This is a genomic window from Bradyrhizobium diversitatis (assembly GCF_016031635.1).
GTDB classification, from domain to species: domain Bacteria; phylum Pseudomonadota; class Alphaproteobacteria; order Rhizobiales; family Xanthobacteraceae; genus Bradyrhizobium; species Bradyrhizobium diversitatis.
The window spans coordinates 15,346-27,772 of record NZ_JACEGD010000004.1; the positions used below are offsets into that span (position 1 = coordinate 15,346).

The window sequence follows — 12,427 nt, forward strand, 5'->3', positions numbered from 1 at the left end:
AATGGATCTTCGCCGGCTCCGCTATTTCGTCGCCGTCGCCGAGGCGCGCAGCGTCGGCAAGGCCGCCGAGCGGCTCCGGATGGCGCAGCCACCGCTCTCGGTGCAGATCCGCAAGCTCGAGGCCGAAGTCGGCGCGCCCCTGTTCCGCCGCGGCACGCGCGGCATGGACCTGACCGAGGCCGGCCAGGCCCTGCTGGCGCGCGCAGGCGAGGCGCTGGCCCTGGCGGCCGACGGCGTCGAAGCCGCGCGCGCGGTCGCGGCCGGACGGCGCGGGCGGATATCGATCGGCTACATGTTCGCGCTGGCAAACGCGGTACTGCCGCGCCTGATTCCCGAGTTGCGACGCTCCATTCCCGGCGTCGAGCTTCATTTTGCCGAGCTCAGCGCCTCGACGCGCGAGGCGCGGCTGCTCGACCGCAGCGTCACGGTCGCGCTGTGCATGCCGGCGATCAACCATCCCGAAATCCAGGTGGCGCGGGTCGGCGCGCAACCTCTCATGCTGGCGATGCCGATCCGATCTCCGCTCTCCCGCCTAGGCGCGGTGCCGATGGCGAAATTGCACGGCCGGCCGCTGATCGCGCTGCCGCGGCCGGAGCAGGACCCCGCCTCCTCTGCGGTGACGGCGTTGCTGCGGCGACATCAGGTGGTGATGCCGATCGCCAGCCGGGTGGAGACCGTGCACTCGGCGATGAGCCTCGTGCTGGCTGGCGAGGGGTTCGCGATCCTGCCCGCCTGCGCCAAGCTCGGCGCGCCGCAGGGCATCGTGTTCCGGCCGTTGCGGGACGCAACCGACTCCATCGACGTCGCGGTATGCTGGCGGCGCGACTCGCACAGCCCGCTGATCCGTACCTTCCTCAAGTGCGCCGAGAAGGTGGTCGCACCAATGTGACGCGGACTACCAACTCCAATTGATCTCATGGCTCCAGGGTGGATCGGCGCCCGGGCGGGTGCAGGTCAGGCCTGCGCAATTGGCGGCAAAGGACAGTGCGCGGCGGAGCTCGTCCGCTCCGATCTTGCTCAGTTTCTCGCGCACCAGCCAGCCCTGCTTGTGCAGGGCGAAGAGCAGCGCCGCCTGAAAACTGTCGCCGGCACCAATGGTGTCGGCAACCTCGACCTTCGGCGCGGGGACTTCGATCTGCCCTGCCCCCGCGTGCCACGCAATCGCGCCGTCGTTGCCGCGGGTGATGACGATCAGGCTTGTGCCCTGCGCGAGCAGCGTGCTGGCGCGCTGTTGATACGGCTCGTCGCCGAAGAGATAGGAGAAATCGACGTCCGACATCTTGATGAGATCGGCGCTTCCCGCGAACTCGGCCATGCGCGCGAGATAGGCCGGCTTGTCGCTGACGAGGTTCGGGCGGCAGTTCGGATCGAAGCAGATCGTGGACGACGCGCGCGCGTCCGCGATCAGCGCCTTGGTCTCGGCCGCGCCGTGGTCGTTGACGAGCGTGGTCGAGCCGACATGAAGAGCTTCGACGCTTGCGAATGGAATGGATCCGCGCCGGTAGGTCCAGTTCCGCGTCGCGGTCTCGGCATCGTAGAACGCGTAGTGCGATTCGCCCGCGACGATGCGGACGAAGGCGAGCGTGGTCTGGTGATCGCTGCGGGTGGCGAGACTGATATCGACATTGGAGGCCGCGGCGTGATCGGCGATCATTCGCCCGAACAGGTCGGTCGAGACGCCGCCGACGAAACCGGTCGGCGCGCCCAGCCGCGCCATGCCGATCGCGACGTTGAGGCAGGAACCGCCGGCCGCCGGCATCACGGCCTCGCGCCCGTCGATGTTTCGCGTCGGTACGAAATCGATCAGCGCATCGCCGCAGGCAATCAGCATGTCCTTCAACCTCGTTCGACGCTGCGCATCGCCGCGCGGCTGCCGCGATCGACCTCGCGCAGCAGCTTGTAGACCTCGCGCTTGCGGGCGTGAAACGCGGTCATATCAGGCGCAGTCGGCTCGCTCTTCCGCCCCAGCGCCGACATTTTGGCCATGGTCTCGGCGATGGTGGCATAGGCGCCGCCGGCCACCGCCCCCAGCATCGCGGCGCCCAGCAGCACCGGCTCCTTCGTCTGCGGCAGCGCGACGCTGAGACCGGTCGTATCCGCCATGATCTGCCGCACCAGAGGACTGCGGCTGGCGCCGCCGCCCATGATCATGATGTTCGAGCGTACGCCATGAGCGGCAAAGGCCTCGATCACCTCGGCAAGACCATAAGCGAGCCCGCAGAGGCCGGCGACGAACAACCGCTCCATGGAGGCGATGTCGGTGTCGAGATCGAGACCGGCGATCACCGCGCGCGTGTCAGGGTCGGCATAAGGAGAGCGGTTGCCGATGAACTCAGGCAGCACATGAACGTCACGCGCGAGCAGCGCCGCGCGGCTGGCATCGCCGGCGCGCGCCATGATGCGGCGCTCCAGGAAGTCGATGAGGTCGAGGCCTTCGCGGCGTGCCGCCGCGCTCGCCTCGCCGAACCCGGGATGCGACTTGAGGAGATGGTCGATCGCCGCGCCCGCGGCCGACTGGCCGCCCTCGTTGAGCCAGAACTCCGGGACCATGCCGGAATAATAAGGCCCCCACACGCCGGGGACGAAGCACGGCTCTTTCGTCGTCGCCATGATGCAGGCCGACGTTCCCATGATGTAGGCAAGACGGTCGCTGACATCGCCCGCCCCGCCCGCCCCATCGCGGCCGCCGATCGCGCCGACACCGCCGGCATGCGCGTCAATCAGCGACGCGCCGACCGGCGTGCCCGGGGTCAGGCCGAGTTCGGCTGCGGCTGCCGGCGTGAGACCTGCGCCGAGCCGCGTGCCGGGTGCGACGATCTCGGTGCCGATGCGCGCGTAGTTCTCGGCGACGAAGTCGGATAGGCCGATGCGCCTGAAGAACGGCGCACTCCAGCCGCCATCATGGGCAAGGTAGTTCCACTTGCAGGTGACGGTACAGGTCGAACGCTGCAGTGCGCCGGTCGCACGCCAGGTCAGATAGTCGGCCAGATCGAAGAAGTGACCGGCGCCGTCAAAACTCGCGCGCAGATGCCGCTTCAGCCATAGCAGCTTCGGCATCTCCATCTCCGGCGAGATCGAGCCACCGACATAGCGCAGCACGGCATCCTCCGTCTCGTTGATCAGCCGCGCTTCTGCCGTGGCGCGATGGTCCATCCAGACGATGACGTTGCGCTGCGCCTCGCCGGACGTGCTGACGGTGAGCGGCTCGCCTTGCGGATCAAGCACCACAAGGGAACAGGTGGCGTCAAAACCGATGCCGCCGATGCTGTCGGGTGCGATCGCGGCCTCCGCCATCGCCGCCCGCACCGACTTGCAGCACGCCTGCCAGATGTCCTGGGAGGACTGCTCGACGATGTCGCCGGCCTCCTGCCAGATCCGGATCGGATGCCTGGCGGTGGCGAGCAGGATACCGGCCTCGTCAAACACCCCTGCCCGCGTGCTCGTGGTCCCCACGTCGACGCCGATATACGCTCGCGGCATTGTCGCTCCCGGTCGCTTCTCGCCAGTTTTGACGGTGAGCCTACCAGCAAGTGTAGCCGCCATCCACCAGCACGATGCTGCCGGTCATCAGGCTCGCGGCTTCCGAGGAGAGGAACAGCACGACGGAGGCGATCTCCTCGACCTGCCCCATCCGCGCCATCGGAGTTCCGCCGATCCAGGCGTCGTACATCTTCGGATTGCTCTTCACGAAGGCATTCAGCGGCGTCTCGATATAGGTCGGCGCCACCGCGTTGACGCGGATGCCGCGCGTGCCCCATTCGGCGGCGAGCGACTTGGTCAGATGGTGCACGCCGGCCTTGGAGGCGTTGTAAAAGCACTGTTCCTGCGGCTTGTTGACGATGAAGCCGGACATCGAGCCGACGTTGACGATGGCGCCGCTCCCGGCCTTGAGCATGTGCTTGCCGAATTCGCGGCAACACCAGAACGTGCCATTGAGGTTGACGTCGATGACGTTGAGCCAGTGCTCGTCGGTCACGGTCTCGGCCGGGGTCTCGCTCCGCGCGATGCCGGCATTGTTGACGAGGATATCGACCTTGCCATGGCGGGCGACGAGGTCGTTCGCGACCTCCGCCACACGCCTGGTGTCGGTGACGTCCATGATCGCGGTCTCGATGTCGAAGCCCTTCGCCTTCAGGCCGGCTTTGGCGCTGTCGGCGACCTTGCCGTCGCGGTCTCCGATCACGACCCTGGCGCCGGCCTCGGCCAGCGCTTCGGCGCAGGCAAGGCCAATGCCCTGGCCGCCGCCGGTGATGAACGCGGTCTTGCCGTTCAGCTTGAATTTTTCGAGGTACATGATCGTCTTTCCGTTGTCTCGTCGTGTCTTGTCAGCCCCGAAGAGCGTTGCCGCTCGCGTCGAAGCGGTGGATGCGCGCGGGATCCGGCAACAGCGACACGCGGTCGCCGGCATGCAGGCTCAATTCGCCGATGTAGCGCGCGGTCAGCATGCCGAGCGGACCGGCATCGACGTAGAGAAACGTGTCGCTGCCGAGATGCTCGGCGACCGCGATCGTCCCCTGCCAGCCGCCACCGCCGTCACGCTCGATCCTGAGGTGCTCAGGCCGCACGCCGATGGTGGCGGCGCCACGCTGCAAGGCGAGCTCGCCGGTGACGAAGTTCATCTTGGGCGAGCCGATGAAGCCGGCGACGAAGAGGTTGGCGGGCTTCTCGTAAAGCTCCAGCGGCGAGCCGTACTGCTCGATCTTGCCGCTGTTGAGCACGACGATCTTGTCGGCCATGGTCATGGCCTCGACCTGATCGTGGGTGACATAGATCGCGGTGGTGCCGAGCTGCTTCTGCAGCCGCGTTACCTCGATCCGCATCTGCACGCGCAACGCGGCGTCGAGATTTGAGAGCGGTTCGTCGAACAGAAAGGCCTTGGGCTCGCGCACGATGGCGCGGCCGATGGCGACACGCTGGCGCTGGCCGCCGGAGAGCTCGCGCGGCTTGCGGTCGAGATAGGGCGTGAGGTTCAGCGTCGCGGCGGCCGCCTCGACCTTGCGATTGATCTCGTCCTTCGGCAGCCCTGCCATCTTCAGGCCGAAACCGATATTGCCGCGCACGCTCATATGCGGATAGAGCGCATAGGACTGGAACACCATCGACAGTCCGCGCTTGGCCGGGGGCGTATCGACCACATTCTTGCCGTCGATCAGGATCTTGCCGCCGGAGACGTCCTCGAGGCCCGCGATCAGGCGCAGCAGCGTGGTCTTGCCGCAGCCGGAGGGACCGACGAACACCACGAAGGAGCCGTCGGAGATGTCCAGGTCGGCGCCCTTGATGATGTGCACGGGGCCGAAGGATTTTTGCACGCCCTGGAGTGTGATCTGACCCATGATCCGCCAGCCCCTCTACTTCACCGCGCCAAAGGTGAGCCCGCGCACGAGCTGCTTCTGGCTGAACCAACCGAGGACGAGAATCGGCGCGATCGCCAGCGTGGACGCCGCCGACAATTTCGCCCAGAACAGCCCTTCCGGGCTCGAATAGGACGCGATGAACGTGGTGAGCGGCGCGGCGTTCGAGGTCGACAGATTGAGCGTCCAGAACGCCTCGTTCCAGGCCAGGATCAGGTTGAGCAGCAGGGTCGATGCGAGCCCCGGGATCGCCATCGGCGTCAGGACATAGACCAGCTCGCGGCCGACGGTGGCACCGTCCATGCGCGCGGCCTCCAGGATGTCGCGCGGGATCTCCTTGAAATAGGTGAACAGCATCCAGATCACGATCGGCAAATTGCCGAGGCAGAGGATGAAGACGAGGCCGATGCGGGAATCGAGCAGGCCGAAGGACTTGTAGATCAGATAGATCGGCACCAGCACGCCGACCGGCGGCATCATCTTGGTCGAGAGCATCCAGAGCAGGATGTCCTTGGTGCGCCTGGTCGGCGAGAACGCCATCGACCAGGCCGCGGGAATGGCGATCAAGAGCGCTATCAGCGTCGAGCCGCCGGCGATGATGATCGAGTTCATCGCGTGGTGGAAATAGTCGCTGCGCTCCTGCACGGTCGCGTAGTTCTCCGTGGTCCAGTGGAAGAACAGGAAGGATGGCGGTATCGCAAACGCCTCGAGCTCGGTCTTGAAGCTCGCCAGCACCATCCAGAGGATCGGGAAGAAAATCAGGAAGCCGAACAGCCAGGCTGCCGCCGTCGAGATCACCACCCGCCGCGTCGTCGCCATCCGCGCCATGCTTCAGGCCTCCAGATTGCGGCCGACGATGCGGACCAGGAAGAAGGCGACGATGTTGGCAATCACAACGGCGACGAGGCCGCCCGCGGAGGCTGTGCCGACGTCGAACTGGATCAGCGCCTGCGAATAGATCAGGAAGGCGATGTTGGTGGTCTGCAGGCCAGGCCCGCCGCCGGTCGTGACGAAGATCTCGGCGAACACCGTCAGCAGGAAGATGGTCTCGATCAGGATCACCACGGTGATGGGCCGCGCCAGATGCGGCAGCGTGATGTAGATGAAGGTCGACACAGCGCTGGCGCCGTCCATCTCTGCGGCCTCCTTCTGCTCCTCGTCGAGCGATTGTAGCGCGGTGAGCAGGATCAGCGTCGCGAACGGCAGCCATTGCCAGGCAACGATCAGGATCACCGCAAACAACGGTACATCGTTGAACCAGTCGATCGGCGTCAGGTGAAACAACTGGGCGAGCCAGGCGAACAGGCCGGACACCGGATGCATCAACAGGTTCTTCCAGACCAGCGCGCTCACCGTCGGCATCACGAAGAACGGCGCGATCACCATCAGCCGCACCATATTGCGGCCGATCACGGGCTGGTCCATCAGCAGCGCCAGGGGAATGCCGAGCAGGATGGTCAGCGCCAGCACCGAGCCGACCAGCACCAGCGTGTTCTGGAGCGAAGCGAGGAAGGCGGGATCGGAGAGGAAGTAGCGGAAATTCTCCAGCCCGACGAAGGCTTCGGAGCCGGGATCGAGCAGGCTGTAATGCAGAGTCGAGAAGTAGAGCGTCAGCGCGAGCGGGACGATCATCCAGATGAACAGCAGCCCGACCGCCGGCGTCAGGAGCGAGCGCGCAAGAAGCTGCGTTTGCCGGGTCGCCATCCCTGGCTTCTCCTTTTCGGGGGAAGAAGGCGGCCATCCATCCGGGGATGGGTGGATGGCCGCCAGTCTGAGCTCAGGAGGAAGAGCCCGGGTTCACTTGATGTAGCCGGCGCGCTTCATCTCGCGCTCGGTTGCGGATTGCGCGGCGGTCAGGGCCGCATCGACCGTCATCGATCCTGCAAGCGCGGCTGAGAACTGCTGGCCCACCTGCGTGCCGATACCCTGGAATTCAGGGATCGCGGCGTATTGCACGCCGACGTAAGGAACAGGCTTCACCGTCGGCTTGTTGGGATCGGCGGCGTCGATCGAGGCCAGCGTCAGTTTCGCGAACGGCGCAACCTTCAGGTACTCATCGTTCTGGTAGAGCGAGGTGCGCGTGCCCGGCGGCACGTTGGCCCAGCCCTCTTTCGCGGCCACCAGCTTGATGTAGTCCTTGCTCGTTGCCCAAGCGATGAATTTCTCGGCTGCTTCCGTCTTCTTGGAGCCGGCGGGGATTGCGAGATTCCAGGCCCACAGCCAGTTGGCGTTCTTGCCAAGTCCGGTGTTCGGCGCGAGCGCGAAGCCGACCTTGTCAGCGACCTTGGAGTCCTTGGGATTGGTGACGAAGGACGCCGCGACCGTGGCATCGATCCACATCGCGCATTTGCCCGCGTTGAACAGCGCCAGATTCTCGTTGAAGCCGTTGGAGCTTGCGCCCGGAGGGCCGGCCTCCTTCATCAGATTGACGTAGGTCGTCAGCGTCGCCTTCCATTCCGGCGTGTTGAACTGCGGCTCCCACTTCTCGTCGAACCAGCGCGCGCCGAAGGAATTGGCCATCGCCGAAAGGAACGCCATGTTCTCGCCCCAACCGGCCTTGCCGCGTAGGCAGATGCCGTAGGTGCCGGCGCTCTTGTCGGTGAGCTTCCTGGCGGCATCGACGACGAAATCCCAAGTCGGCTTCTCCGGCATCTTCAGGCCGGCCTTCTCGAACAGATCGGTGCGATACATCACCATGGAGCTCTCGCCGTAGAACGGAGCGGCATAGAGCTTGCCGTCGGCGGACACCGCGTCCTTGATCTTGGGCAGGAGGTCGGCGACGTCGTAATCGGCGCCGAGATTGGCGAGCGGCACCAGCCAGCCCTTCTTGGCCCAGATCGGCACTTCATAGGTGCCGATGGTGAGGACGTCGAACTGGCCGCCCTTGGTGGCGATGTCGGTGGTGACGCGCTGGCGCAGCACGTTCTCCTCCAGCGTCACCCACTTCACGGTGATGTCGGGGTTCTTCTTGGTGAACTCGCCCGTCAGCCCCTGCATACGGATCATGTCGCCATTGTTGACCGTCGCGATCGTGAGGATGGTTTCGGCCATCGCAGGGACGGCCAGCAGGACAGACGCGCCGCAGACGGCGCCGAGGACATGTTTCACGGTGACCTCCCTTGGACTCGCGCTTTTGAGCATATGCCCACGCGTTGGGCGTATGTTCAATGGCGGCGCGGCGCTTGTCAAGCAGCCGCGCGGGTGTTTCAGCAACTTATGAGTGCTGCGGTGCGGGAGGGGACCGAAAGTGTTGCCTAGCCCACAGCTGTCATGCTCCGCGACCCGGCTACGCCAAGGCTTCGCCGGGGTCGAGGTCTAGGGGCGCCGAAGCTTTAGCGTAGGCGGCACGCGGGGCATCCAGTATTCCGTGCAACGAATGATTTGCCCCAAGAGGGTCCGCGGCGCACTGGATCATCCGCCTTCGCGGATGATGACAGCGGCGCAAGTGGCGAGACCGCCCGCTACCGCTCCAGAATCGCCCTTGCCGTCGCTTCGTCGGTGATCAGCCCGTTGATCAGGCCCCCGTTCAACGCCGCGGCGATCGCCGTAACCTTGGCCGCGCCCACTGCCGCGCCGATCGTCGTGGTCTTCGCCGGCACTTCCGGCGGGATGCTGGTGACGCGCTTGTTGGTGCCGGCCTTGAGCAGACGGCCTCTGGAATCATAGGCCCAGCCGGTGATCTCGCCGATGGCACCCAGGCGCATCATCTCGAACAATTCGTCGCGGGTAACGAAGCCGTCGATGTGGACCTGCGCCTTCTGGTCCATCTGGCCGATGCCGACGAGGCGCAAATCGGCCTTGGCCGCGACCGCCTTCACCTTCGCGATCGGCTCGATGCGCACCATCCTGTTGCGCTCGTCTTCCGACGACATCAGGAACGGCAGCGGCATCGGATAGTGCCGCGCGCCGGTGCGGTCGGCGAGCCGGCCGACGGTGTCGTAGAAGCTCGCCGAACCGTCGGCGGAGATGTTGCCGACCAGCGAGACGATCTGGTGATTGGGCCGGTCGATCGGCGTGACGCGCTCGACCGCGGCGCGCACCGCGCGGCCGGTGCCGAGCGCGACGATGACGGGCGTCTCCGATCGCAGCGTCGCATCCAGCAGGTTGGCGCAGCGTTCGGCGATGCCTGCGGTTGCCTGCGGCGCGGCGGCATCGGCCGGCACCACCTCGCAATGGATGAGGTCGAACCGCTCCTTCAGGCGCGCCGCCAGTTCCATGCAGGCGGCGATGGGATGCTCGAGCCGAAAGGTGATGAGCCGCTCGGCCAGGCACAGCGACACCAGCCGCTGCGCCGAGGCGCGCGAGACCTGGAGCATCCTTGCGATCTCGTCCTGGGTATGGCCGGCAATGAAATAGAGCCAGCCGGCGCGGGCGGCATCGTCGAGCCTCGACTTGTCGTTCTCGGCGGCCATGCGGGCCTCACGCCTCCCAGAAATCGCTCATATGCGCAAAGAGCCGATCGGCTCCGGCGGCGGACAATATAGCGCGGCCGTCGCGCGCGCGATAATGGCTGCCACCGACAAATCCCCAGACGGTCATGCCGGCGGCCTTGGCGGCCTGCACACCGCTGACGCTGTCCTCGACCACCAGCGTGCGCGCGGGCTGCGCGCCCATCTTGTCTGCCGCGTAGAGGAAGAGATCTGGCGCCGGCTTGCCGCGCGCGACCATCTGCGCGGTGTAGATCCGATCGCCGAAATGGGCCCGCAGACCGGTGACGTCGAGCGAGAGCGAGACGCGATCGATGTCGCTCGATGAGGCCACGCAGACCGGCACGGTCAACCCCGAGATCACCGCCCCTACCCCCGGGATCGGCTCCAGCGAGGCGGCAAACGACTCGAGCACGCGCGACTTCAATCCCGGCAGGAAGCTGTCCGGTAGCGACTGCCCGAGATCACGATAATGCTGCTCGATCGCCTTGGTGCTGCGCCCGAGAAACAGTTCCAGCGCCTGCGCCTCGCTGAGCGCGAGACCGACCTCGGCCAGCGCTTCGGACAGACAACGGCAACTCAAAAGCTCGCTGTCGACGAGCACGCCGTCGCAGTCGAAGATGATCAGATCGGGTTGTGGCTGGCCTTCGTTCATCCAGCCATTCGATCATATACCCAATCGCTGAGCAATAGCTCACACACAAGACGACCCGCGGTTCAGTTCGGCCGGGTCAATGCGCCACCTGCCGGTAGATCGCCGGCAGTGCCCCCGGCAACCGCTTGATGTTGCCGACGATGGCGTAGCCACCGCGGCCGAACAGCGTCGGAAAATAGGATTGCGCGGTCGCGTCGATCGTCACGCCGAACACCGCAATGCCGAGCCGGCGTGCTTCCTGCACGGATTTCCTGGTGTCTTCGACCGCAAAGCGCCCTTCATAGTGATCGACGTCGTTCGGCTTGCCGTCGGTGAGGACGAGCAGCAGCTTCTTGCGCTGCGGCTGGCGCGCGAGCCCGGCCGCGGCGTGGCGCACCGCCGCGCCGATCCGCGTGTAATAGCCGGGCCTGAGCGCCCCGATGCGGCGCTCCACCACCCCGCTCATTGGTTCGCCGAACGCCTTGATCGTTTCGAGTCGCACCCAGGAACGCCGACGTGAGGTGAAGGTCAGGATGCTGTGGTGGTCGCCGCAAGCCGACAGCCCGTGCGCGAGCACGAGCAGCGCTTCCTTCTCGACGTCGAGCACGCGATAGCCGTCGACCCAGGCATCGGTCGACAGCGAGACGTCGACCAGCAGCGTGACGGCGAGATCGTGCCCTTGGGGGCGCATCGCGACATGGATGCGATCGAGACCGCCGCCGCTGCCGGCACTGAGATCGCACCGCGCGCGCACCAGCGCGTCGAGGTCGAGATCATGTCCGTCGCTCTGGGCACGCATCATCTCGTGACGCGGACGCATGACCTCGAAGCGGCGACGCACCTGGCGAATGCGTCGGCGCATCGCGTCATCCGCCGTCCAGTTCTCGCCTTCCTCGGACGCCGCAGCCTCGAGCACGCGGCAATGATCCGGCAGATAGGAGCCGCTGCGATAGTCCCATTCGGGATAGGTCAGGTCCGCATTCAGCTGCGAGGCGTCGAGGGCCTCCGGCGGCAGGTCGAGATCGAACTTGAAGCGGCTCGCCGGCTTGCCAACGCGGCGGCTGAGCGTGATCTCCTCGAGATCGTCGGCTGCTTTCTGCGCATCCTCGTCCTCGCTGTCGTCAGCCGGGCGGTCGACATTGACCATCTCGGCCATCGCGAGGATCTTCTCGAAGCGGTTCAGCACGAACGGATCGCGCCGATTGGCGTCGTCCTCGCGCTCGCGGACGGCAAAGCGCTTGCGATCGTCCTTCGCCGCGGCCGCTGCGCCCGGTGCGCATTCGTCTTCGTCCGCATGTGCGGGCGAGAGCTCGCGCGTCCAGCAATCGCCCCAGAGCGGACACGGCAGGATCGAGCGATAGCCCGGCGGCGCCCTTTCCGGCAGCGGGCCCGTCCCCATCATCGCCGGCCACAGCCTGCCTGCAGGCGCTCTTCCGGTTCCGAGCAGGGCCAAGACGATCTGCTCGATCTCTTGCTCGATGCGCGGCAAAAGACGACGGGGCCGGGCCTCGGCGGTGGCCGCGGCAAGCTGCGCGTAATCGGCGACGAGCCCTGGGAATTGCGTGAGCACCCAGACCGCGGTCTCGCTCGCCCAGCGTAATACCAGAAGATCGCGCCGCAGCGGATCGGCTTCCGCGACCGCCTCGATCGGCGCGGCCGCGAACCACGCCGCAAGCCAGCGATAGAGCGCTGCGTTCAGGTCCCGGTCGGGAAAGATCGCGATGCGATCGGGCAGGAAGATGGTTGCGGCGTCGCGGCCCGGCTGCTCGAGTCGCTCGTCTCCGAGGCCGATACGCTGCCGCCAGCCGAGACGATGGCCCGCCCTGCGCGCGCCTGCGCTCGCGATCTGAACGCCGGTCTCGCCGCCAAGCGCACGGAACATCACCGCGAGCCGGCTTCTCACCTCTGCAAGCGAGACCGCGTAATCGGCATGAATCGGATAGCTCGCGGTGCCGCCGACCATCCGGTGCCAGGCGCGACCGACCGTTTCCTCCAGTTCGAGGAAGTCGAGCATG

At 66.1% G+C, this 12,427-nt stretch carries 11 protein-coding genes; 1 reads left to right on the plus strand and 10 read right to left on the minus strand.

Translation table 11 applies throughout. The features are described from left to right. Nucleotide 1: 1 nt before the first annotated feature. Nucleotides 2-889 carry a LysR family transcriptional regulator gene (locus H1B27_RS04360; RefSeq protein WP_197965129.1) on the plus strand — a complete coding sequence of 296 codons (888 nt, stop codon included), beginning with the start codon at nucleotides 2-4 and terminating at the stop codon, nucleotides 887-889. Between the two features lie 6 nt (nucleotides 890-895). Here the strand turns inward: H1B27_RS04360 and H1B27_RS04365 are convergent, their stop codons facing one another. From H1B27_RS04365 to H1B27_RS04410, 10 genes are all read right to left on the minus strand, one after another. After that, nucleotides 896-1,831, minus strand: coding sequence for a carbohydrate kinase family protein (locus H1B27_RS04365; RefSeq protein ID WP_197965130.1), 936 nt, complete (start codon nucleotides 1,829-1,831; stop codon nucleotides 896-898). Between the two features lie 5 nt (nucleotides 1,832-1,836). Further along, on the minus strand, nucleotides 1,837-3,480 hold the full coding sequence (locus H1B27_RS04370) for an FGGY-family carbohydrate kinase (protein WP_197965131.1): 1,644 nt from the start codon (nucleotides 3,478-3,480) through the stop codon (nucleotides 1,837-1,839). A gap of 40 nt (nucleotides 3,481-3,520) precedes the next feature. Continuing rightward, complete coding sequence (locus H1B27_RS04375) at nucleotides 3,521-4,294, minus strand: SDR family NAD(P)-dependent oxidoreductase (protein ID WP_197965132.1); 774 nt, start codon at nucleotides 4,292-4,294, stop codon at nucleotides 3,521-3,523. A gap of 31 nt (nucleotides 4,295-4,325) precedes the next feature. After that, a complete protein-coding gene (locus H1B27_RS04380) occupies nucleotides 4,326-5,333 on the minus strand; it encodes an ABC transporter ATP-binding protein (protein WP_035669757.1) in 1,008 nt (335 codons plus the stop codon). Nucleotides 5,334-5,348: 15 nt separating this feature from the next. Next, nucleotides 5,349-6,179 (minus strand): carbohydrate ABC transporter permease, encoded by an 831-nt coding sequence (locus H1B27_RS04385; protein WP_197965133.1) that lies wholly within the window; start codon nucleotides 6,177-6,179, stop codon nucleotides 5,349-5,351. Between the two features lie 3 nt (nucleotides 6,180-6,182). Then, nucleotides 6,183-7,055, minus strand: coding sequence for a carbohydrate ABC transporter permease (locus H1B27_RS04390; protein WP_197965134.1), 873 nt, complete (start codon nucleotides 7,053-7,055; stop codon nucleotides 6,183-6,185). 93 nt (nucleotides 7,056-7,148) lie between these two features. Further along, nucleotides 7,149-8,459, minus strand: a complete 1,311-nt coding sequence (locus H1B27_RS04395) for an ABC transporter substrate-binding protein (protein WP_197965135.1) — start codon at nucleotides 8,457-8,459, stop codon at nucleotides 7,149-7,151. A gap of 353 nt (nucleotides 8,460-8,812) precedes the next feature. Next, nucleotides 8,813-9,763 (minus strand): sugar-binding transcriptional regulator, encoded by a 951-nt coding sequence (locus H1B27_RS04400; protein WP_197965136.1) that lies wholly within the window; start codon nucleotides 9,761-9,763, stop codon nucleotides 8,813-8,815. A 7-nt stretch (nucleotides 9,764-9,770) separates the two neighbouring features. Continuing rightward, nucleotides 9,771-10,433 carry an HAD family hydrolase gene (locus H1B27_RS04405; RefSeq protein WP_197965137.1) on the minus strand — a complete coding sequence of 221 codons (663 nt, stop codon included), beginning with the start codon at nucleotides 10,431-10,433 and terminating at the stop codon, nucleotides 9,771-9,773. A 76-nt stretch (nucleotides 10,434-10,509) separates the two neighbouring features. Next, nucleotides 10,510-12,426 (minus strand): nitric oxide reductase activation protein NorD, encoded by a 1,917-nt coding sequence (locus H1B27_RS04410; protein ID WP_197965138.1) that lies wholly within the window; start codon nucleotides 12,424-12,426, stop codon nucleotides 10,510-10,512. Between the last annotated feature and the right edge of the window lies 1 nt (nucleotide 12,427).

Coding starts and splice junctions, on each gene's coding strand:
- H1B27_RS04400 (WP_197965136.1), bottom strand. CDS start 9,763: ATGGCCGCCGAGAACGACAAGTCGAGGCTCGACGATGCCGCCCGCGCC.
- H1B27_RS04410 (WP_197965138.1), bottom strand. CDS start 12,426: ATGCTCGACTTCCTCGAACTGGAGGAAACGGTCGGTCGCGCCTGGCAC.
- H1B27_RS04365 (WP_197965130.1), bottom strand. CDS start 1,831: ATGCTGATTGCCTGCGGCGATGCGCTGATCGATTTCGTACCGACGCGA.
- H1B27_RS04405 (WP_197965137.1), bottom strand. CDS start 10,433: ATGAACGAAGGCCAGCCACAACCCGATCTGATCATCTTCGACTGCGAC.
- H1B27_RS04360 (WP_197965129.1), top strand. CDS start 2: ATGGATCTTCGCCGGCTCCGCTATTTCGTCGCCGTCGCCGAGGCGCGC.
- H1B27_RS04385 (WP_197965133.1), bottom strand. CDS start 6,179: ATGGCGCGGATGGCGACGACGCGGCGGGTGGTGATCTCGACGGCGGCA.
- H1B27_RS04380 (WP_035669757.1), bottom strand. CDS start 5,333: ATGGGTCAGATCACACTCCAGGGCGTGCAAAAATCCTTCGGCCCCGTG.
- H1B27_RS04370 (WP_197965131.1), bottom strand. CDS start 3,480: ATGCCGCGAGCGTATATCGGCGTCGACGTGGGGACCACGAGCACGCGG.
- H1B27_RS04375 (WP_197965132.1), bottom strand. CDS start 4,294: ATGTACCTCGAAAAATTCAAGCTGAACGGCAAGACCGCGTTCATCACC.
- H1B27_RS04390 (WP_197965134.1), bottom strand. CDS start 7,055: ATGGCGACCCGGCAAACGCAGCTTCTTGCGCGCTCGCTCCTGACGCCG.